This window comes from Sphingobacterium sp. JUb20 (genome assembly GCF_004342035.1).
Taxonomy (GTDB): Bacteria; Bacteroidota; Bacteroidia; order Sphingobacteriales; family Sphingobacteriaceae; genus Sphingobacterium; species Sphingobacterium anhuiense.
Genome location: NZ_SLYV01000002.1, coordinates 484,756 through 507,497, shown reverse-complemented (window position 1 = coordinate 507,497; position 22,742 = coordinate 484,756). Strand labels below are relative to the sequence as shown.

12 protein-coding genes are annotated in these 22,742 nt (G+C 35.9%); 4 read left to right on the top strand and 8 right to left on the bottom strand.

Going from position 1 to position 22,742, the window contains the following annotated elements:
• Positions 1 to 57 precede the first annotated feature (57 nt).
• The 8 genes from EDF66_RS05305 to EDF66_RS05270 all read right to left on the bottom strand — a co-directional run bounded on the left by EDF66_RS05305 (position 58) and on the right by EDF66_RS05270 (position 14,580).
• On the bottom strand, positions 58 to 2,166 hold the full coding sequence (locus tag EDF66_RS05305; RefSeq protein ID WP_132841088.1) for a bifunctional aldolase/short-chain dehydrogenase: 2,109 nt from the start codon (positions 2,164 to 2,166) through the stop codon (positions 58 to 60).
• A 16-nt stretch (positions 2,167 to 2,182) separates the two neighbouring features.
• On the bottom strand, positions 2,183 to 3,259 hold the full coding sequence (gene rhaT, locus EDF66_RS05300; protein WP_132841087.1) for an L-rhamnose/proton symporter RhaT: 1,077 nt from the start codon (positions 3,257 to 3,259) through the stop codon (positions 2,183 to 2,185).
• A gap of 188 nt (positions 3,260 to 3,447) precedes the next feature.
• Entirely contained in the window at positions 3,448 to 5,190 is a 1,743-nt protein-coding gene (locus EDF66_RS05295; RefSeq protein ID WP_207898472.1) for a RagB/SusD family nutrient uptake outer membrane protein, read from the bottom strand.
• A 93-nt stretch (positions 5,191 to 5,283) separates the two neighbouring features.
• On the bottom strand, positions 5,284 to 8,295 hold the full coding sequence (locus tag EDF66_RS05290; protein WP_207898470.1) for a SusC/RagA family TonB-linked outer membrane protein: 3,012 nt from the start codon (positions 8,293 to 8,295) through the stop codon (positions 5,284 to 5,286).
• Positions 8,296 to 8,837: 542 nt separating this feature from the next.
• Positions 8,838 to 10,862 carry a DUF2264 domain-containing protein gene (locus EDF66_RS05285; RefSeq protein ID WP_132841085.1) on the bottom strand — a complete coding sequence of 675 codons (2,025 nt, stop codon included), beginning with the start codon at positions 10,860 to 10,862 and terminating at the stop codon, positions 8,838 to 8,840.
• A gap of 2 nt (positions 10,863 to 10,864) precedes the next feature.
• Positions 10,865 to 12,220 carry a BNR repeat-containing protein gene (locus tag EDF66_RS05280; RefSeq protein WP_132841084.1) on the bottom strand — a complete coding sequence of 452 codons (1,356 nt, stop codon included), beginning with the start codon at positions 12,218 to 12,220 and terminating at the stop codon, positions 10,865 to 10,867.
• 12 nt (positions 12,221 to 12,232) lie between these two features.
• Complete coding sequence (locus EDF66_RS05275; protein ID WP_132841082.1) at positions 12,233 to 13,468, bottom strand: DUF2264 domain-containing protein; 1,236 nt, start codon at positions 13,466 to 13,468, stop codon at positions 12,233 to 12,235.
• Entirely contained in the window at positions 13,468 to 14,580 is a 1,113-nt protein-coding gene (locus EDF66_RS05270) for a glycoside hydrolase family 88 protein (RefSeq protein WP_132841081.1), read from the bottom strand. The genes EDF66_RS05275 and EDF66_RS05270 overlap by 1 nt, the downstream gene beginning before the upstream one ends.
• Positions 14,581 to 15,099: 519 nt before the next feature.
• Here EDF66_RS05270 and EDF66_RS05265 point away from each other — a divergent pair.
• From EDF66_RS05265 to EDF66_RS05250, 4 genes are all read left to right on the top strand, one after another.
• Positions 15,100 to 19,152: a two-component regulator propeller domain-containing protein gene (locus EDF66_RS05265; protein WP_165902371.1), complete on the top strand. Its 4,053-nt coding sequence runs from the start codon at positions 15,100 to 15,102 to the stop codon at positions 19,150 to 19,152.
• An 80-nt stretch (positions 19,153 to 19,232) separates the two neighbouring features.
• On the top strand, positions 19,233 to 19,859 hold the full coding sequence (locus EDF66_RS05260; protein WP_165902370.1) for a 3'-5' exonuclease: 627 nt from the start codon (positions 19,233 to 19,235) through the stop codon (positions 19,857 to 19,859).
• 10 nt (positions 19,860 to 19,869) lie between these two features.
• Positions 19,870 to 21,783 carry a DUF294 nucleotidyltransferase-like domain-containing protein gene (locus EDF66_RS05255; RefSeq protein ID WP_132841077.1) on the top strand — a complete coding sequence of 638 codons (1,914 nt, stop codon included), beginning with the start codon at positions 19,870 to 19,872 and terminating at the stop codon, positions 21,781 to 21,783.
• Positions 21,784 to 21,947: 164 nt separating this feature from the next.
• Complete coding sequence (locus EDF66_RS05250; RefSeq protein ID WP_021191834.1) at positions 21,948 to 22,580, top strand: hypothetical protein; 633 nt, start codon at positions 21,948 to 21,950, stop codon at positions 22,578 to 22,580.
• The last annotated feature ends 162 nt before the right edge of the window (positions 22,581 to 22,742 follow it).

Here is a 22,742-nt window from a genome sequence, read left to right as displayed (position 1 = left end):
TTTACTTAGATACAGCATGTACTTTCTTTTCATCACCTAAAAACTAAGATATAAAACCTACCTTAAAAAAGCCATTGCCACTCCCCCATCAACGTTTAAAATATTACCTGTAGATTTGTTTAGTAAGCCACCAACATGTGCAAAACAAGCATTTGCAATGTCTTCTGGTAGAATAATCTCATTTAACAAAGTACGCTTTGCATAGTACGCCGGTAACTCCTCGATCTTTATACCGTATGCCTTAGCACGACCTGCGGCCCATCCACCTGCCCAAATATTACTATCAGAAATTACAGCATCCGGATTCACTACATTTACTCGAATTTTTGCTGCCCCTAATTCAGCGGCACTTAAACGGCTCATGTGCAATTGAGCCCCCTTTGCACTACCGTAACCAATATTATTTGGACCACTTACTAAAGCATTTTTACTTACAATATTGACGATATCACCACCGATATTTTGTGCTTTTAAAATAGCTGTTGATGCCTGAGTTACCAGAAACTGACCTTTAACTAAAACATCATATAAAAGATCCCAATCTTCTTGCGTATGGTCCTCGATCGTTTTAGAAATGGATAACCCCGCATTATTAACGACAATGTCAATCCCACCAAAAGCTAGTACAGCATCATTGAGCGCATGTTTTATCTGTTCCTCATTAGTGACATCGAGCAATGTCGTCATAACCGCATCTCTACCAAACGCTTCTACAAATTCTTCCTCGCATGATGCAAGCCGATCAGCATTGATATCATTTAACACAACAACAGCACCTTCTTGCGCCATCTTCCTTGCAATCGCCTTTCCAATCCCACCACCACTACCCGTTACGAGTACAATCTTACCTGATAATGCTTTTGATTTTGGCATACGTTGTAATTTTGCCTCTTCCAATAGCCAGTATTCAATATCAAAAGCTTCCTGACGTGGCAAAGCAGTATATTCACTTACCGCTTCAGCACCTTTCATTACATTAATTGCATTAATATAAAATTCAGCAGCCACACGAGCAGTTTGTTTATCCTTTGCAAACGAGAACAATCCAACACCGGGATATAAAACAATAACGGGGTTTTTATCCCGAATAGCAGGGCTATTTTCATGTTTACAACGGTCATAATACTGTTCATACATCTCTCGATATCCTGCAAACAAAGGCTCCAATTTTCTTTTAACCTCCGCTACATTATCTAAACATTCAGATTTATCTAAATTTAGTACTAAGGGCTGGATTTTAGTTCTTAAAAAATGATCCGGACAGCTTGTCCCTAATGGTGCTAATCGGTCCAGATCGTTTGAATTGATAAATTCTAAAACACGTTCATCGTCTGTAAAATGTCCGATCATATGGCGTTCACTTGAGCAAAATCCCCGCAAAATAGGAGCTAATTTTACGACTTGCGCATTTCTTTCTGCTTTACTAAGACTTACCATTTTCTGGCTGCCAAACACGTTATTCTTCTTACCATAACTTTGTTCAAGGTAGGTGGCACAAGTCTCAATAACATCCAAAGAATTAATATAACAATCGTAAGCAGTGTCTCCCCAAGTAAACAAGCCATGAGATCCCAACATAATACCCTTGATACCAGGATTTGCTTCTAAACAGGCTTTTAATTGTAAACCTAAATCAAAACCAGGACGTTGCCAATCAACCCAACCGATCGATCCTTTGAACAATTCAGCAGTGATACTTTTCCCATCTTTAGAAGCTGCAATTGCAATTGCGGCATCTGGATGTAAATGGTCAATATGCTTAAATGGTAAAAATCCGTGCAAGGGCGTATCAATAGAAGGCGCCTTAGAGCTTAAATCAAAAATACAATGATTAAATAGTGCGACCATTTCATCCTCATATTCGATTCCTCTATACACATTTTCAAGATTACGTAAGCGCTGAAGATATAATGCTGCAAGCCCTGACTTCTTCAGCGTGCCGATATCTCCGCCAGACCCCTTTATCCACATGACTTCAACACTTTCATCAGTAAGTGGATCTTTCTCCAAAACTTTACAAGAAGTATTCCCACCTCCATAATTAGTAATTCTTAGATCGGCGCCTAGAATATTTGAACGATATAATAATAAAGCAACTTCATCACCTTGCAATGATTGCACTATTTTATCGTCCCACAAATAATTTACATGTTTGTATGTTTTCACTGCTATATATATTAAATTAATTTTCTAAAGTTCTTGCAAACCCTACGACACAAATAGAAATTATGATTGTCGCTATGCCTGCAATTATAGATCGATATGCCATTCTATTCACGCCCTTCCACTCATTTAATATAATTCCCCAAGCATTTGAAATTAAAATAATGAACGCCATGTGAAGAATCCAAGAACTGGCACCATTACCCAATCGACTCTCACCCATACCATAAAAGAAGAACTGTAAATACCACATTGTACCTGCCAAAGCACAAAAAAGTAAATTCTTTACTTTTGGTACATTGGATTTAGTATAGTCTGAAAAAGTTCTATTTTTAATTAGGAGATAGACGCACCATATAAAATTTGTAGTAAAACCTCCCCAAAGGATAATGATATAAGTCACATTATTTTGATAAAGAAATTCTCCACTGTTCGAATTACTATTTTTCCATATGGAATTTGCAACATTAGCAAGCGGTTTACCTGCTTCGATACCAAAATTGAAACAAGCACTAAGTACACCAGAAATGATCGCAACGATAGTACCCAGAGTAAAATTGTAATCAGTCCTTGCGTCCTTAGAAAGAGTCGCAAGACTTTTCTCTTTTGAAACACCTGCCCGACCGCACAGCACAACACCCATAAGACATATTAATAAACCTATCAATATGCAAGTTCCTGATTGAGTCGTAAAAAAATAGTTGACTCCATGCTTATCCACTGTGGGGTAAAAAAAATAATAAAGACTTGGCATCAGCGAACCAAAGACCATACTTAAGCCCAAAATAATACTGCTGCCTAAGGAAACACCAAGATAACGTATCCCTAGACCATAGGTAAGTCCACCTATACCCCATAACAATCCAAATAAAAAAGTATAATATAAAGTAGCTGCCTGGGCATTGCTGATAATCTCCCAAAAATTAGGAATAGTTAACCATGCTGCAAATGGTGGTACAATAATCCAAGAAAATAGACCACCTAGGATCCACATGGATTCCCATGACCATCCTTCAACTTTCTTATAAGGCACATAAAAACTTCCTGACGCAAAACCGCCTATGAAATGAAATAAAACTCCGAAAACAGCATTCATATTTATCTTTTTAGGTATTGTACATAAACTAAATTACAAGATTAAAATAGGTAAACTGTTATGGACTGTTATGCATAAATACAGAGATTATAGCCAACAGATATTTCATGATTTAGAAGCAAAAGGTCAATTTTCAATGTGTGGAAAATTGACCTTTTGCATATTATTATTAAAGTAATAAAACTAGATTATTTATATCCTAAATTTTGTTTAAGTCCTTCCCCTTCTTTGTTATTTAATTGAATTTCACTCAATGGGATTGGAAGCAAAATATTATAATCTTGGAAACCACTGGTTATTTTATTTGCCGGTCCCTGATCACCATTTAAAGCAATACGTTCTTTGAGTTTATTTGTTCTCACCAAAGTCATTCTACGATTTTCTTCTGAAATCAACTCACGGGCACGTTCATCAAGAATAAAATCGATCGTCATATTTGATGCGAGAACCTTTCCTAAAGTGGTGTTTCCAGATTGAATACGCGTATCTTTAAAAGAACGATCTCTCAACTTATTGATATCTTCAGCTGCTCCGCCGAGATTATTTTGTCGAAGACGTGCCTCTGCCCTTAATAGATAAGTTTCTCCAAACCTCATTACTGGCCAATCTTTGATCAATGCATAGCCAAAATCATCCAGCGGATCATATCCCCCCCATTTTGTTGGAAAAGGATACCAGACTTCCAAACTATCGGCACGAAATGGAATAACCCGATCTCCTGTTTTTATAGTAATATCTTTGACCCCCGCTCCCTTAGCAACACGATAACCATCTGCATCTACACCGATTTCTGTACTCCATGGTGTTACTACAGCATTATTGACGGTCATATTAGGCCGATTATAATTTGTGGTACGACGGATATTATAATTGCTATTCCGAATATCACCCTGAAGTCCTTTCCAGACCGTATATTTCATAAAATTGCTTAATCTCAATCGTCCGTTACCTCTTCCTCCAAGAGAATCAGCATTCACCATGCCATCCCATTTATGGTATGAAGGTTGCCATATTCTACGATGCTGAGGATTATCGATGGTTCCACCGTTAACTTCACGATTCAATTCAACTTCGAAAGTCCATATTGCTTCTGTATTTCCTTGAGCACGGCGCATATTACCCTGTCTAAACAGATCACGAAAAGCATCACCACCTTGATTTAAATATTTACCATATCGCGTATCAATCAATTTATAACTACCGCTCTCTATGATCGCCGTTGCCATGGCTTCTGCTTTAGCAAAATAAGCAGGATCTCTCATTCCAATTCGTAGGAAGGCTTCAGCAGCCAACTGCCTAGCCATATCTTTATTGATCCTGCTCGGAGCAGCGGCTTGTCCGACAGCTGCCAATTCTTTCACCGCATATTCAAGATCATCTGCAATAACCTGATCCACCTCTACTGTAGAATTTCGGACATAATTGAACGTTGGAATTTTAACAGATGTTGTCAATAATGGAACATCACCCCATAGTGTTACCAACATGTTATAAGCATAAGCTCTGAAAAATCTTGCCTCTGCGGCAGCCTTTGGATTAGTGTCCCCAACCGCCTCGATGATACTATTTGCATTGTTTATAAATTCATAGCAGCGTTGCCATAAATAGCCCACACCGCCATTTTCTGGATTTAGATCAGCATATTGATAAAAAGGATTCTCTACTCCTTCAGTAGAACCAGCACTTGCAATATCAGTACCGATCTGCCAACACGATAAAAAACCTTGACGGCCACTATATCCCCATAATTGTCCAAAAGTTGCATGTAAACCTAAAACTCTATTTTCGATCGTCGAGGGATCACTATTTCCAGCTTCATAACTAGAATAAGGCTTTTCATCGAGAAAATTCTTACTACAAGATGCCGATCCTAATAAAAAGACTGCAACTACAGGTAATAACTTATTTTGAATATTCATTGTTTTTTTCATCAGTATATATTATTTATTAGCGATGATGAAGCTATCATGAGCAGTATTCATCTTTCTTTGTGCACATTTACTCATGATGGTTTCATGATTTCATTAAAAGGTTAAATTAAATCCAAGTACATAAGTGCGAACCATCGGATAATTCAGGTTATCATTTGCAGATCCACGGGTGATATCTCGAGCTTCAGGATCCCAACCGATCCAATTGGTCCACGTATATAGGTTTCGACCGCTTACATAAATCGTAGCACCATTAATACCTAATTTATTGAATGTATGCTGCGGCATGTTATAACTTATCGTCACATCTTTCAACCGCGTAAAACTTGCATTTGATGGAAATCCATAACCATATACATTGGAACGGTTACTCAAGGAACGCCACTCGTTACTTTTATTTTCAGGAGTCCAATAGCCCAATTCTGCTGGTGTACTTTTTCGTCCCATTTCATCTGCTGCCGAACCGATCTGTGGATTATTGCGTAGTGCACCTTGAACCGTGTTTATAAAAACATTTAAAGTAAACGCTTTATATCCGAACGTATTGGTAAGTCCAGCGGTCCATTTCGGAGCAGTTTGTCCCAATACCGAGCGGTCGTCTTCGTTGATTAAACCATCGCCATTCAGATCCGCTAATTTTACACTTCCAGCTTCAGCCCGTTCATCCCATCCCTTATTCGCTCCAGCCTTTATTTCATCTTCCTGCCAGATACCCACTTTAGTAAAATCATAGATCACACCAAGCGGATGCCCAATGAACCATCTATTGCCTAAATCCTCCTTACCATCGCCATAAACTTCTACAATCTTATTTTTGTTACGGGAGTAGACCAATGTAGTAGACCAATTAAAATCATTTTTAACGATATTTTTAGTGTTCAATGTAAGATCTATACCTGTATTAGACACTTTCCCAAGATTGGAGAAGACCTCTGCAAAACCAGTAAGCCTTGGAAGGCGTTGTAATAATAGCATATCATAAGAATTGGTTTTATACACATCGATACTTCCACTTAGCCTATTTTTGAATAATCCAAAGTCAATACCTGTATTCAATCCCTTCGTTTTTTCCCACTCCAAATTATCATTCCCCATTCTCGTACGAATATTTAAAGCGGTGTTCGATAAGCCATTCAGTGCGATGGTACTTGCATCCATCAAGGAAAGCGTTTGATATATACCAATAGCTTCATTTCCTGATATACCATAAGATATTCTCCATTTCAAATTATCCACCACATCTTTGACACCACTCATGAACGACTCATTGTGTATGTTCCAAGCCGCGGCGAAAGATGGAAATACGCCATACTTACTATTTTTACTAAAAACAGATGCGCCATCGCGACGTACAGTCGCTGTAAATAAATAACGGCTATCATAAGAGTAGTTTATTCTACCCATCTGAGAGATGGAACGATACAGATCCGCCTGAGAAGATACTTTTTGAGTAGTCGCTGCACCAAGATTTCCCCATTCCAAAGCATCATTAGGAAATACTTCTCCAGTAGCAATAGCTTGTTGCCAATACTTACTTTTTGAGGCATACAATCCTGTGAAATCAATATGATGCTTACCAAAATCCTTCGTGTATGTTAATATATTCTCCAATGTATAGGACTGCGATTCACTGTTGGTGATACGGCCCATGCCTGCAAAATTATAAACACTCTCACCTTCATATTCATTATTACGAACAGGAACGTAAGAATATCCGGCGTTGAGTTTATATTTTAAACCTGCCAGCGGTTTGTAAAGCTCCCCAAAATTAAGATCTGCATAACCATTTAAGGAGATATTAAATTGACGACGTTCTGGATTTAAAGTCGTTGGCAAAAGTGGATTGGTCCAAAGCTGTTCCGAATACATCGGAAACTGAGTTAGTGAACCATCTTCATTATACATCTTAGCATAAGGGCTCATTGCTGCTGCTTGTAATAAACTCGCACGACCACCGTCTTTATTATGTGCAACGATAAAAGAAGATGTACCTACCGATAAATATTTTGTCGGTTTAAAATCAGTATTGGTCCGAAACGAATAACGCTTATAATTATAACCTAAAAGTACACCCTTTTGATCGAGATAATCTCCAGAAACAAAGTATTTTGCATTCTCACTTCCACCTGATAAGCTGACATTGTGATTCTGGATCACACCTGTTTGCATCACTGCATCCAACCAATCAGTAGTCACGCCATTGGTATAGTTATCAAACTCAAACTGATTGCGCACTGGGCCACCATTATATAGCGTACCATTATTAATGCGGGCATATTCAGCATAACGTTTTAAAAGCTCTTCGCCAGACACCGGTTTAAGGATATGCGCGACATTCTCGACTCCGCCATATCCACTATAACGAATGCGGGGAGTTCCAGATGTACCACGTTTTGTAGTGATCAAAATAACACCATTAGAACCGTTCACACCATAAATCGCAACAGCTGATGGATCTTTTAATATTTCGACCGACTCAATATCATTGGGATTGATATCATTAATAGAGCCATCAGTCCTTGATAAAGGAATGCCATCAACAACAAGATAAGGCTCTGATGTTGCAGTGATCGAATTTTTACCCCGAACTTGAACAGATGGTGCGTCTCCAGGAATAGAAGATGCCTGTGAAACAGTCACATTTGATACTGCTCCTTGTATGGCCTGCATAACATTTGTTACCGGAATTTTTGATAATCGATCTTTTGGCACTGATGCCACAGAACCCGTAACATCCGATCTCTTTTGTGTTCCGTATCCGACAACAACTAATTCGTCAAGTACATTTTCAAATGGAACAAGCGTAACATCAACAACTCCCCCCTGAGGTACAATAACCTCCTTTTCCTGATATCCGACCGAGGAAATGATCAAAGTATTTCCGGGATTAGCTTGAATGGTAAAGCTACCGACGGTATTTGTTTGTGTACTGACCGAACTTCCTTTTACTTTAACGGTAATGTTGCTTATGGTTTTTCCTGTAGAAGAGTCTCGAATAGTTCCCTTTATGGAAGTTGCTTGACCATAAGTAGTCATCGCTATTAAAAATAAACTGTTTAATAGCAAGGTGCTTTTTGCGTATTTATTGCAATAGTGGGTTAACATAATTTACAATTGGTTTTTAGATTAGAATTACTATTTTATTCCATTTATTATAGGACCATACCTTTATCCTATAATCCCCCTAAAGGTTGATTTCAACTTGATCCCATCATCGTATAGTTTATATTTTTGTTTATAATTGGTACTTAGCAAACTCAAGAAGATCGTTCGCTAAAATTCCATTGGTTAGGAAGAGAAGCACTCTTGTTGCGCTATTTTCCAATTCCCTCTAGGTCAAAATTATAGCGGATTCGCTTATAAACGGTTTGAAATCGATTCAATAAGGTTGAAAATCTATTCAGGAGTCATAATAATTCACTAAAACTCAATAAAAAGCAAAAACCATTTTATTTAAGAGATGCCTTGGGGACATTTTAAATAAAATGGTTTTAAAAATTTTGTTGCGATATATACTAGCTCTTGCGCAGTAGCACTATCTCTTTTCTCTAAATACTCAAAATAGATTCTTAACCATAACTACCTTCAATATAGATCATTATATTCGCCATTACACTTTTCACTTGCAAAATATTGATCAAAGGTTATTATTGTTGATCCGTGGATATCAAATTCAAGGCTTGATAACGACCATTTTTCCTACTAATTCCTACTTGATTCAGCTTTTGGTTCAATTTTTTTATTGGGAATAATTCATCATTAGTCCATTTTTCGCCCGATTTTTTCCATAACATAAGTGTCGCAAACAATTGCTTTTGATTTGCAATTGTGTTTGCTTTTAAATTCAGGACTTTACTCGTTTCAGAAACTGGGTTTAAACCTGCTGCACTTACTATCTCCACCTCTTCCCAGCCCTCAACAGGAACAACAGCTAACTGATACTGCCCATTGTCAATAATACTTGCTGTCCATTTTTTATATTTAATTTGATGCTCAACAATTGCTCTATCTTCATATTGTGGCAATGCGTAGTGTCCCAACCGTAGCGCAATAGATTTTTGACTATATACCTGATCCACACGCAAGATTCCGTTAGGAAGTATAATATCTGCAAGTTGTAATCTGATGGTAGAATCCGAAGCTAATACAGCGTCCCTGTAATAAATATCATCCTGATAGCCTATGAATTTATAACGGCGAAGTGACTCCCATTTATTCCCACCAATTTGAAACATATAGTTCATTGATACTTCACCGTTCTTTCCATCCGCTTGCCAAGGAAATGCACTGTTATAAGCCAGTTTATTATAATTCTCCGTTCCCTGATAATAGCCGATAGTTTTACTATCACACCAAGCCCTGATCTCTGATGCCCCAATTCCAGCATAATCAGTAATCAAAATTTCAGCACCAGGAGCAAGCTTATTCAACACCTTCGCTTTTGGTATCTCGCTCTCCCAAGCACCTAAATTTTCATTTGATGTCCAAAATATATTATCGTCTGGAATGAGCAATCCTAAAAATATTTTACCCAACCAAAAAGCACTTCCTCTACAGCTGTATTCCTGCACGGCAGGTTCAAATGCACCATAAAAACCAAGTGTGGGAATACCTTCAGATAAAAAATCAGGCTGTTTCAGAAATTGTAGCAGTGTTCCTGATGCAATTCTTCGCATCCATCCATAATTGATACTTTGATCCTCAAGAAATCCCATCAGTGGAAAAGGAACAGCAGCTCCCATGCGATAGGCAATACTTCTCCCCCACATAATCATTTCGCCATCCTTACTGAACATATAAGGATAATGACCGACCATTTCTCTTAAATGAGTTCTGAACTTCTTCGCATAATCTGGATACAGCTCATCGCCATAATAGGTAGCCCATAAAGTTCCGTACATCTGATATCCCCACATACTATAATAATCATAATAAGGCTGGTCATTATACCAACCATTCCCCTTATAATCAGATAAACATTTCTCCAACAATTCCTTTAAATAATCTTCACGTATCGAGTAACCTTTACTCTTAAAAAAGCTTAAAATCATGACATTAAAAAAACGCCAATTCATATCAATAGTAGGTCCGTTACCATAACTTAAGAGTGTATGCGCTAAAGTATCTTTTTTCTCCTGTGATAGCGGATCCCATAAAATTTCGGGAGCGGCCATAAGAGATACGGCCAAACCACCAAATTCAACAAGCTTTTGACTTGGTCCTCCTTTTTGGGGTAAAGGTGGAATGAAACTCGTCGAATTTGGATTCACTAATTGCGTGATCTGATGCCGGTAATAATCGGCAATCTTTAGACCACCAATTTCATAGTCGGGATTTTCCTTCATCAAAGGCAAAGCAATAAACAGAGTCCTACAAAGTCCTTCCAACCGTTCTGTTTCTGTATGAACGCCGTCTCTAGGATAACTACGTCCTGGTTGTTTAGGAAACTCCATCGGGCTATCCAGATTAATGACGTAACTAAAGGCACCCTTTAAAAGATATTCGGCTGCATCTAACCAATGTTGACGGTTCATACCGGTATAGGGACTGAGATTCAGATCTGGATTTTTGACTTTAAAAACAGCATCTCTTGTCCCTTGTCCGAACATATCCATGGGATAGGATACAATGAATATGAAGCAGGACATAAACCCAAACATGTATTTTTTCATAATTAATGTTTGATTATATTTTTTATAGCCTCGAGACTAGGCGTCCATTCAATAACCCTGACCTTACTTGGACCAGATTCTAAAAGTCCTTCTCCATCCTTTTGATCAGTAGCTTGAACAAATAGTGATAATCGCCCCTTGTTTCGCCACATCTCAGTATCATAACTAGGTTCCCATGCTCCTAATGGTTCGTTATTCAAATCAAATAGTTGATAATCGTTACCCGTCACCTTATTTAAGTTCAAGACAGAAGCTCGACCTAATCTTTCCTTATCCCGGAACAAGAGCATGACAGCAACCCTGTCTCCTTTCCCTTTAACCATTAATTGTGGTCTCGCTATAGGTATTTCTTTTGTTCCATGTCCACTCAAACTGAAAGACATTTTTCTAAAATCAAAAGAACGGACTTCCCAAGCACCTTTCCTATAATAAATAAGTTTATATTGAGGAATTGTAGAACCTGCAGCCCGCCAATAAGTTGCAATAAATGGATTCCCATCATCATCTGCAGCCATCGATGTTTGATTGATCAGTTCACTGTTTTGAGGAATACGCACCGCATATTCCGCTGTTGATTCTTGTATAGGTAATGTATATTGAGCTCCAGTAGTAGACTCCCAAGTGAGCCCTCCATCCTTAGAACAAGCATATGCCATATCATGATTACTGGCTACATCGGGACTTTCTCGCCATACCCAAGACAAATGTATCGTTCCTTGGTTGTCGACATATGCCTGCCAATAAGCATTTCGTTTCTCTTCTCCATCGATTAAATTACGATGCAGTCTAGTCCATTTTTTATTTTGGGGATCATAATTATTCATAACAAGATTTCCTGATCCAGAACCGCCATCACGATAAAGAAATAATAATGAACCATCAGGCATTTTAAAAAATTCAGGATAAGTCACATACTGTTCATCTTTCCCGATCATAGACTGCTCAGATCCTAAGTCCAGTGTATGCGGCTGTTTTGTCCGAGCATATCGCAACTGACCATTATGATGATCCCAACAAACATGTAAATATCCATCTCCATCAATCATGATACTGATAATATTATGTGCATCCTGAGCTCTGCCCGAATATTCGGTAACCTGTAGCTGCCAGCTCTTCTCATTTAGTTTCCTCTTTCCCAATACCACTTGTCCTTTGTCGTTATAGTAGGCTATGTATTGAAACTGGGCGTCACTAACGAGAGAATTTTTTCGAAAAACAGCTGTGTTGACCGTATTCTTAGCCCAACCGTCTCCAACTTCCATGACCTGAACCTGCTTGCTCTGCGAAAAACAGAAATTTAAGGAAAGGATAAGATAAAAATGAATTACTCCAACTGTACAAAATGTTATTAATCTCATGACTCTTATCTATTATTGAATAACCTTACTTTGATCTTTTTTCCAATCCTGTCCAGACCAAATACGCTTCGAACTCCATTCTTCTTCTTTCGAAGTCCAAAAACTATCCGTTTCAGAAAGTCCAAGAGGTAAAAAAATAGTACTGCATAAATATGGACTTCCTTGATTGTTATAAAAATCCCCTAATCCGGGCTGATCTCCATATAAACCAATCGTTAACCAGTTTTGGTGGTAAGTTGATGGGCTTTCAAATGTTTTCTTCATAACGGCAGATAAAGCGGCGCGAACTTGTCCTTCCGTTAACTCTTTGGGTAATCTCTTTTTCAATGCCATGTCTGCCAGGTGATGAAATGCTGCTCCACGATAAATTACTGACCGGCCCGATGGTGGAAAAGTCCCATCTGTATTAATCAACCTTTCCAATATAATGGCATATCGTTGGTTTCGTAATTTAATTTTTGCAAACATGCTATCATAATTTTTAGTCTTTTGCTCGATGACATCCATAATTCCGGATAAAAAAGGATGAATGACATAACTATTATAATAATCATATGCGTAATGAGGACCATCCATATACATCCCATCTCCAACATACCATTGTTCCAGTTGTTGAAAAGCATAATCCACTCGCATAACATCCCAACCTGTACTGTACTGGGCTAAAAAAGCTTCATTCATAGCAGAAAAAAGTAACCAATTGGAAAACACGGGTCTGAATTGACGTGTCGTTTTGATAGCCTCAATCAAATGACCTTGGGTTACAGGATCCAGATGATCCCATAACCAAGGACAACGCAAAAAAGCAACTGAAATAAATGAGGCATCCACTAATTGCTGCCCACCTAGATCAAAACGCATAAAATCATTTGCATTACTATCCAAGGCATTTTTTAAGGCTTGAATAGTCCAATTGCGATATTGTTTTCTCAATGCTTGCTCTTCTTCCGAACCATCATTCAAAGCCAACCAAGGCGATATTCCGCTTAAAACTCGACCTAATACCTCTACATATTGTACTTGAATGCGATGTTCTTTATTGTCAACTGCAACAGAAGTAATTTGAGGCATATTGATCTTTAAACTGTCATGAGCCAGACTACGCATAACCGGTCTTGCCATACGATCCATCTCCTTTAGCCAAAAGGCTCTTGAAGTTTCTTTCCATGCAATAGGATTTCTCTTCTGCCCATATGCCATAGCGGCGAAGCATATGAATATCCATAATGTCCATACATTTTTCATCATTACTCGCTTAAATACCTATACATTTCAACACCCGCCAATAAAAATGCTCCGACACCGAATGGCGATGTTGAATGGGCATCAACCACTTGACCCGGTATGGCCTTTTCTCCTATAGGCTGAATATAACCTACTTTTCCATCACGCTGTAAAGCAACAGTACTTAAATAATACCATCCTTTTTTTGCAGCACCCTCAAATTCGTTTTTGTTCAGAATACCATTATTAATGCCCCAAAGAAGTCCATAAGTAAAAAATGCCGTTCCACTGGATTCTTGACCGGGTGCATGTTCTGGATCCAGCATACTTCTCGTCCAGAAACCCTCCTTCTGTTGACACGCTACAATAGCATCGGCCATATCTTGAAAACGTTTTACATAATGTTTATAATGAGCATTGTCTTTGGGTAGATCTTGTAGCACTTTTGCTAATCCTGCAAATACCCAACCATCACCTCTTGCCCAAAAGTCTTTTTTTCCATGGACAGTCTTATGTTTTGGATAAACGTATTTCGCATCCCTATAATACAATTTTTCATCCTTATCATACATGATACCATCTGCATACTCCAAATATTCATGAAGTTTTTCTAAATAGAGCGGGTTTTTAGTTAAATTGTACATCTTAGTCATCACGGGCATAACCATGTACAGTCCATCTGCCCACCACCAGTAATCATGATGTTTGGAATGAATTTGGTAATTCATCACTTCTTGCGCTCGAGCTATCTTGTAAGCTTTAGGAGCGATATGATAAAGATCAATATACGTTTGAAAACAGATCTGCCAATCGCCAAATAACACATAGTCATCGGTCTCCCCATAGCTATATTTCCAATTCGCTTTATCAGTTGATTTTGCACCCTTCCATTCATTAAAATCTGCCCAATCTTCGGTATATTTTAAGAAGTTTTTATTTTTAAACTCTTTATAAAACTCCATATTACCACTGTGATAAGCGGCTTGATCCCAAAATGCCCAAACTTGAGGCTTATGATGGGTCTGCCAATATTGATTCGCAACATTCAATTGGGCCAAAACATCACTCTTTTTAAAGTCTTGTCCAAAGACAGAATAAGTAATCAGAAGAAAATAAACAAGAACGTATTTGTGCATATCTTAAAATTTTAAGGTTTAAAAAAATCCAATCAACAGGGTTTAGCAGATGTAAATATGATTGAAGATTGGTTATCCAAATCTAGATAAAATCTATACGGTCGATGTTTAATTTTAGTTTATTCAACATACAAAATGGGATCATTTTATGATTATAGCCATTGATTACATGTTTCTTTTGACTAAAAACGCATTTTTACGGAGCTTTTGATAAAAAAGAGACACAAACAAGAAAGTAATCAATTTTTAAAATAAATGTTTATATTACATTTATTTTAAATAACATTCTATATCTTTAAAGAAGATACCAATTTGAATCTGACTTTTTGAACCATTTAGATGCTCAAGTAAGACGGAAAAAATGAGCTATTTAAAGCTAACCATTATTGATTAAGGAATTAAATTAAGTTTCCCTTTTTTCTTGTGTTATTTAATTCATTGGCTCTTTAGACAAAGTTGATGCAAAGAGATATAAGTGAAGAACAAATTGTCGATCTGATTAGATTAAACCAATTGATTATGAAAAATACATATCAAACCTTCTTCTTCATTATATATTTACTTTTCTATATCCAAGTTAATGGTCAACAAATGGGATTGAATCCCATTACCAAAAATAATGAATTACCCTCATTGACAATCAATCAAACTTGTCAGGATAAGGATGGGTATATCTGGTTTGCTTCTACACAGGGATTAAGCAGATATGACGCCTATAATATTTTAAATTTCAAATTGAAGACCAATGATGGTAAAACGGCTACCAACCAGAACATTAAAACACTAGTAGAATATCATAATTACCTCATTCTAGGTACAGAAAAAGGATTATATACATTAGAAAAAGAAAGCTATGTAATCAAACCCTTCAAAAATAACCTCCAATCTGCAACACGTATTACAACATTACTGATTGATAAAAAAAACAGATTATGGGTAGGATCAGACAATGGTATTGTGGTATATAACAAAGACTTATCCATTATCCAAAACTATCAAGATGATCATAATTCCATTTACAAAATACCACCGGGGACTGTTAATACCATATTTGAAGATAAAAAAGGCAATATTTGGGTAGCAATTTGGGAACAAGGGTTATTTAAATTAGATATACAAACAAATCAATTCGTTGCGTACCCAAAACTTGGAACACGTAACAATCCTTTTAAATTATTTGAAGATCATAATAAACAACTCTGGGTATGTACCTGGGGGGATGGGATTTATTTATTTAATCCAGACAACAGAAAGAATTTATATCAAGAAATAGAAATCAAAAACAAGCGTCGAAATATTGGAAAGGAAGATTTATTCTATAACATCGTTCAAGATCGGCATCGCAATTATATTTGGATACTTTCATTTTCTGGTATCTCTACTTTTCAATATATAGATGGTGCACTTCAAGAAGTAAATATGGCTCCGCATTTTGATCATACAACCAATATCTTCAATGATATTTATCAAGATAGATCAGGAACATTATGGTTGTCTATCGGTGGGAAAGGAATATCTACGATTAGTTTTGATAAACCTCTCATTCAAAATTACACCTTTAAAGAAATTAAAAGTCGATATAGCATTGCACCCAATGTAAATATGTTATATCGAGATAAAAAAGGTATCTTTTGGTTTAATCTAGAGCGTTTTGGCTTTGGAAGTTTAAATCCTAAAGATGGTTTATTAAATACCTATAGTAACGCCAATTTACGCGAATTAATATCCATTAGAGCTGCCAGCTGCGCCATTGATGTACAGCATGAACTGTGGGTCGGTTCTGCTTATGAAGCAACTATAAACGTTTTCAAAAAACAGCATAACAATATCAAGTTAGACTATAAGATTGATCTAAAACGTGAAGCCAATCACTCCGGGGTCCCCATGTTCTTTTTTCAAGATAATCAATCGAGAACTTGGATAGCGACTAACCAAGGTGTATTATATAGTGATCCAAAAAGCAAAAAAATAAAACTCATCACAAAAATAAAAGATCAAGCGGTAAGCATTGCTGAAGATAAAAAATCAAATATCTGGATTGCTACCAAAGGAAGCGGCATTTATTACATCAATAAAAATAATCCTGAACAGATCATCCAACATATTGGTCAATCAACAGCAGTTCTCAAAACAAATCAAATTGAATCCTTAGATGTTGATAAAAATGATAATCTATGGATTGGAACCAAAGATAATCGCTTACTCTATTATCAAAGAGATTTAAAGAAAATGGAGGAATTGGCAAATTCGGCTTTATTTGGAAAGAACCAACTATTGGATATCGTTTGCCTAAATAATACGGTATGGCTTTCCAGCACCCGAAATATATTTAAAATAAATGCACTCAATAAAGATATTTTGGAATTTACATCGACTGACAGCCTGCAAGTCAATATGTTTTCCAAAAGAGCATTTACGATTGATAAAAAATCAAACTCGGTCTACTTTGGAGGATATAACGGAATGGTTAGATTGGACGATAATAGCAATATCCCAAATTATAAAGCTAAAGTGCAAGTAACAGATATCAAGATTAATAATAAATCCATTGTCCTTGAATCCAATCAGAAAAAATTTAATTTTAATCAACAGATACTAACATTAGAACCCGAAGACCAAAATATAGAATTTTCCTTTTCATCCCTTGGCTATACTCAGGATAATAAACTTCGATATGCCTACAAGTTAGAAGGTATTGATCAGGATTGGATCAATGCATCTCGAGATCGGATTTTTGCAGCATATAATAATTTAGGAAAAGGATCTTATCGTTTTTTAATAAAATCTACTGATTTAAATAATAAATGGAATACGACGATTACTGAAATTAATATTTACAAAAAGGCTGCATTTTATGAGAGTAACTTAGCCTATTTCTTATATGCGTGTCTACTGATTGGTATATTTTACTATTTCATAAATTTTACTTTACACCGTTTAAAATTAAGAAATGATCTAAAAATAGCCCAAATAGAAAAAGAAAATGCACATGCACTGGCACAGTCCAAACTCAGCTATTTTACAAGTATTTCTCACGACTTGTTAACACCACTAACCATTATTTCTTGTTTAGTAGACGATGTTCAAATGACCACAAAGCATCATTTAAGTCAGTTTGAAAAAATGAGATTGAATCTAGATCGCCTAAAACGCTTATTGCAACAAATTTTGGATTTCCGAAGAATAGAAAATAATTTGATGGAATTGAAAGTTAGTCAAGAATATCTGCCCACATTTATAAATCAATTGAGCCATGTGTTTTTTAACCCGTTAGCCATTCGAAAAAATATTGAATTTGAAATCAATCATGGAGAGTGTACAACAGATATCTACTATGACGCAGATAAAATGGATAAGATTCTTTTCAATTTACTCTCGAATGCCTTTAAATACACACCTAGAGGTGGTAAAATCACCTTGTCATACTATATTAAAGAAGATAAAAAACAAAAACTGCTCTATCTTTTTGTACGTGATAATGGCATTGGAATCGATAAAAATGAGTTAGATAAAATATTTAAACCATTTTATAACAATAAGTCATTTGTAAATCAAGAAAGCAATGGGATTGGTCTCTCAGTAACAAAGGAGTTAGTTGATATTCATTTTGGTAAAATTACTGTTGAAAGTGTTCCTGATCAAGGAACCTGCTTCCAAATCATATTACCAGTTGATCAGGAATTTTATGTCAAAAATGGTATTCAGATATGGAACGAATCTTTTGCTAAAAAAGACGAAATTACTTACGAAGCAGACAAATTCACAACAGCTATCATTGAAGATACGAATGAAAATTCAAAACAACTACATATTCTATTAGTAGAAGACAATGAAGATCTTCAACAAACCATGTTTAGCATTTTATCAAAAAAATATCATGTTCACGTTGCCTCTGACGGTAAGCAAGGACTCGATCTTTTAAATAAAAATGAAATTGATATCATTGTTAGTGATATCATGATGCCTGAAATGGATGGGCTTTCTCTGTGCAGAGCTGTCAAACAAAATATGGAAATCAATCATATTCCAATATTGTTGCTAACTGCCAAAAATAGTATGGAAGATCGTATAGAATGCTATCAAGCTGGAGCTGAAGGTTACATCAGTAAACCTTTTGACATTCAAGTTTTAGAAGCCAAAATACAGAGTTTTATCATCAATAAACGGACGAAGCAAATCAACTTCAACAACAACACACAAATTAATATCGCTACTTTGGATTATACGCCTGTTGATGAACAGTTTTTACAACGGATGATCAAAGTTGTTGAAGAAAATTTAAGTGATGATCAATTTGATATTATCAAGCTCGGTGAGATTCTGGCACTATCCAAATCAACTTTGTATCGTAAAACCAAAGTTTTGCTAGATTTATCTCCAAGTGAATTTATAAAGAATATTCGCCTTAAGCATGCATGTCAAATGATGGAAAAAGATAAATCAATTACAGTTAGTGAAGTGGCATTCGCGACAGGTTTCTCTGACCCAAGATACTTTGCAACTTGCTTCAAGGCATCATTTGGGATAACTCCTACTGAGTTTCAAAAAAATACAACTGCACAACATATTTGATCAAACTGTCTTTTTCATCTTTTAACTATCCATATCATCGATAATTTACTTATTTTTAATAATAAATAGCAAAATACTTTTTGAAAAAATACATATTATTTCTTGATACAGAAACCTCAGGGTTACCCGAAAAATGGGATAAAAAATATAACAATACACAAAATTGGCCCCGTGTACTTCAAGTTGCATGGATAATCTATGATTCAGATTTTAATGAAATTACACGCACAAACAAATATATTTATGAACCCTTTATTTTTATCAGCCGAGAATCTGAGAAAATTCATGGTATAACACCACAGTTTTTAAGAGAAAATGGTGTCAACAAAAAAGATGTATTACGTAAATTAGCTTATGATTTAAAAAAATACAATCCCTTAATTGTTGGACACTTTTTATCATTCGATTTACAAGTCCTTGCTGCTGAATTTGTCAGAACTAAACTCAACATGCCATTTAACCATTTAATTTATTTTTGCACACTATGGCATAGTAAAAAGTATGTCAGAAATCCCCATAGAGTTCACCTGAATCTTTCACTGCTCCATGAGATGTTATTCTCGACCATACCTCAGTCTTTACATAATGCAGTAACGGACGCCGAAATAACTGCAAAATGTTATTTTGAGATGGCTAACAGAAATGAACTGACGTCCGAAGATATTGAAAATCAACAGGCCCGTTTCTTTAATTTATTTCAAATCTAATTTTGAACCTATGCATAATTCTGAAATTATTTTATCCCTATTAAAAACTACAGCCCCTTTCCATGTACTGCAAGAATCTGTACAAAAAAGTTTAGTGGATCTGATGACAAAATGCACATTTTCAAAGGAAGAACTTATTTACCGACAAGGAATAACAGATATAGATGGAGTAGATCTCATTTACAAGGGACAGTACGAAACATTCTTTCTCGATAACATGGAGAATAAACGATCAATCGAAATCCACGAAAATCCTTATTGTTTTGGCGGAATTTCAGTGCTTTTAAATCGCAAAAAAGCATTAAAATCAGTAATGGTAAAAAAGGGGACAATCATATATCGATTGCCTCGTAAAGATTTTTTTGAACTTTGCAACGCCAATGAGGAGTTCTTTCATTTCTTCACAAATGCTTTTGGCCGTAAAATGCTGGAAGAAGAATTTTCACATTTTGTAAAATCCCCTGCATCATTTGAAGAAAGTTATTACGCAGCAGATCAACTCTACTCCCGTAAGATTGATAATATCATTTATAAAGATATCGTCTCAACAGATTACAATACACCCATTTATGAAGCTGCAAAAATAATGTCATCCAATAAAGTGAGTTGCATTTTTATTATGGAGAAAGACAAAATTGTTGGGTATGCAACAGATATAACACTCCGAGATAACGTTATTGCAAAACAAATCCAGGCTGATAAAGCTATTGGAACCGTTATGGATAATCCTATCGTTAGTATTTCTAACCAGGCAATTCTATACGAAGCGGTATTGATGATGTTTAGAACAAAAACGAAGTATTTATTAGTTGAAAAAGATGGAGAGTACGTTGGCTTCTTGAGCCGTAACCGCTTATTAAGCGAACAGGGACAATCACCTTTAGTTTTTATACAATCCGTAAAGCTCGCGGAGTCATTAACCGAGCTTAAGGATAAGTGGGATAATGTACCGAAAATCATCAACCAATTACTCTGCCGAGGTGTCAATGCCGCTGTTGCAAACCAGGTTATTACAATGATTGCTGATACCATTGCAATAAAAGTGATTGAGAAAACGATTCACAATATGGGACCTCCCCCAGCTAAGTTCGTATTTATGGTAACAGGAAGTGAGGGCAGAAAAGAGCAGACCTTAAAAACCGATCAGGACAACGCCATTATTTATGAAGATAAAGCCAATGAGCAACGTGAGTATGTGAGAGACTACTTCCTCAAATTCGCCAACCAAGTTTCAGATGACTTAAATAAAATTGGATTTGTCTACTGTACAGGAGGATATATGGCCAGTAATCCCGCATGGACACATTCATTATCACACTGGAAAAATAATTACAAAAGTTGGATCGAAGATACCATACCAGAAAATGCTATTAAATTTTCCACCTTCTTTGATTGTAGAAGACTGTATGGTGACCAGGGAATCATTGATGAACTTAAATCTTTTCTCAACCACGAATTACAAAAACCCAACGAACGTTTTTTTTCTTTTATAGCGAAAAATGCTTTGCAATATGAACCACCGCTAACCTTCTTCAATGCCATCAAAACACAGACTATTGGCACTTCAGAATTTCTAAATATCAAAAAAGCAATGAATCCGATTGTAGATCTCGTACGGGTATATGCATTAAAAAACCGAATCTATGAAGAAAATACCGGAGTTAGACTTAAGAAGTTAGTAGAAATAGGAGTTTTCACACAATCCCAATATGAAGAACTTAGTCAATCCTATTATTATTTAATGGCTCTTAGATTAAAAAATCAAGCAAATCAAATTATAACAATAAAATCAAATCCCGATAATTACATCCGAATTGACAGTCTAACGAAAATAGAAAAAGCAACATTAAAAGAAATTTTTAAAACTATTAGTAATTTTCAATTAGGTATAAAATTTAAATTCACAAACAACCTTTTAGGATAATTCCGATCGCATTAGACTAAAAGATCTCTTTAATTTATTATAAACAGACCACATGAATATGCAATTTATAATAAATTTAAAATTTAAAGCCTCAAATCTTAACTTTTTAGTATATATTAGAAGCAATCATTACTTTTGTAAAAATCTGTAACATCAATTTATATATGCATATTTTAAAATCATTAATTATCACTGTATCTCTTCTATGTGCGCAACAGCAATTCGCATCGGCTCAAGCTCCAGTAGCTCAACCAACAACAGCGAGTGCTAATAAGTTTGGCCCAGAAGGTTTGAGTAAAGGTAGTCTTGCAAATCAGTTTGACCATTTGAACTACATATCAAAAAATAATTATGATTTCAAGATGGTGCGCAAAACAAATCTTGAAATTATCAAAAAAAATGTAGTAGATACTGTAAGTAAACTTCAGAAAGAAATTAACACCTTAAAGTCTGCTAGTTCTAATTATGGATCAACAACAAAAGGTTTACAAGATAGTGTTCAAATTTTAAAAGATCAATTAGCACAAGAGCAAGAAAAAGTAGATAGTTTTTCATTTTTAGGTATCAATACGACAAAGTCAGCTTATAGCAGTATCGTGTGGATAATTATTGCTGTACTTTTAATCAGTACCGTTACATTTTTATTCTCTTACCGCAAGGCTAAGGTGAATACTGATGAATATCAAAAAACAGCAGATCAAGCACAAGAAGAGCTTGCGTTATTCCGTAAAAAAGCACTTGAAAAAGAACAAGCTCTAAAACGTCAACTTCAAGACGAGTTAAATAAGAAATCATAAGATTCTAAGATAGATAAATAGGGGCAATTCGCATGATGTGAATTGCCCCTATTTTATTGGATGATAGATCAAAACGATTATAGAAATAAAAAATACAAGGAGGTTTTTTCTCCCAATCATCAACTTTCGAAAATTAAAATCACCTGATTAACAATAATTATG

Excerpts from the sequence above, each read along its gene's own strand:
- EDF66_RS05255 (WP_132841077.1), top strand. The coding sequence starts at position 19,870 with ATGCATAATTCTGAAATTATTTTATCCCTATTAAAAACTACAGCCCCT.
- EDF66_RS05280 (WP_132841084.1), bottom strand. The coding sequence starts at position 12,220 with ATGAGATTAATAACATTTTGTACAGTTGGAGTAATTCATTTTTATCTT.
- EDF66_RS05250 (WP_021191834.1), top strand. The coding sequence starts at position 21,948 with ATGCATATTTTAAAATCATTAATTATCACTGTATCTCTTCTATGTGCG.
- EDF66_RS05270 (WP_132841081.1), bottom strand. The coding sequence starts at position 14,580 with ATGCACAAATACGTTCTTGTTTATTTTCTTCTGATTACTTATTCTGTC.
- EDF66_RS05290 (WP_207898470.1), bottom strand. The coding sequence starts at position 8,295 with ATGTTAACCCACTATTGCAATAAATACGCAAAAAGCACCTTGCTATTA.
- EDF66_RS05295 (WP_207898472.1), bottom strand. The coding sequence starts at position 5,190 with ATGAAAAAAACAATGAATATTCAAAATAAGTTATTACCTGTAGTTGCA.
- EDF66_RS05265 (WP_165902371.1), top strand. The coding sequence starts at position 15,100 with ATGAAAAATACATATCAAACCTTCTTCTTCATTATATATTTACTTTTC.
- EDF66_RS05275 (WP_132841082.1), bottom strand. The coding sequence starts at position 13,468 with ATGATGAAAAATGTATGGACATTATGGATATTCATATGCTTCGCCGCT.
- EDF66_RS05285 (WP_132841085.1), bottom strand. The coding sequence starts at position 10,862 with ATGAAAAAATACATGTTTGGGTTTATGTCCTGCTTCATATTCATTGTA.
- rhaT (WP_132841087.1), bottom strand. The coding sequence starts at position 3,259 with ATGAATGCTGTTTTCGGAGTTTTATTTCATTTCATAGGCGGTTTTGCG.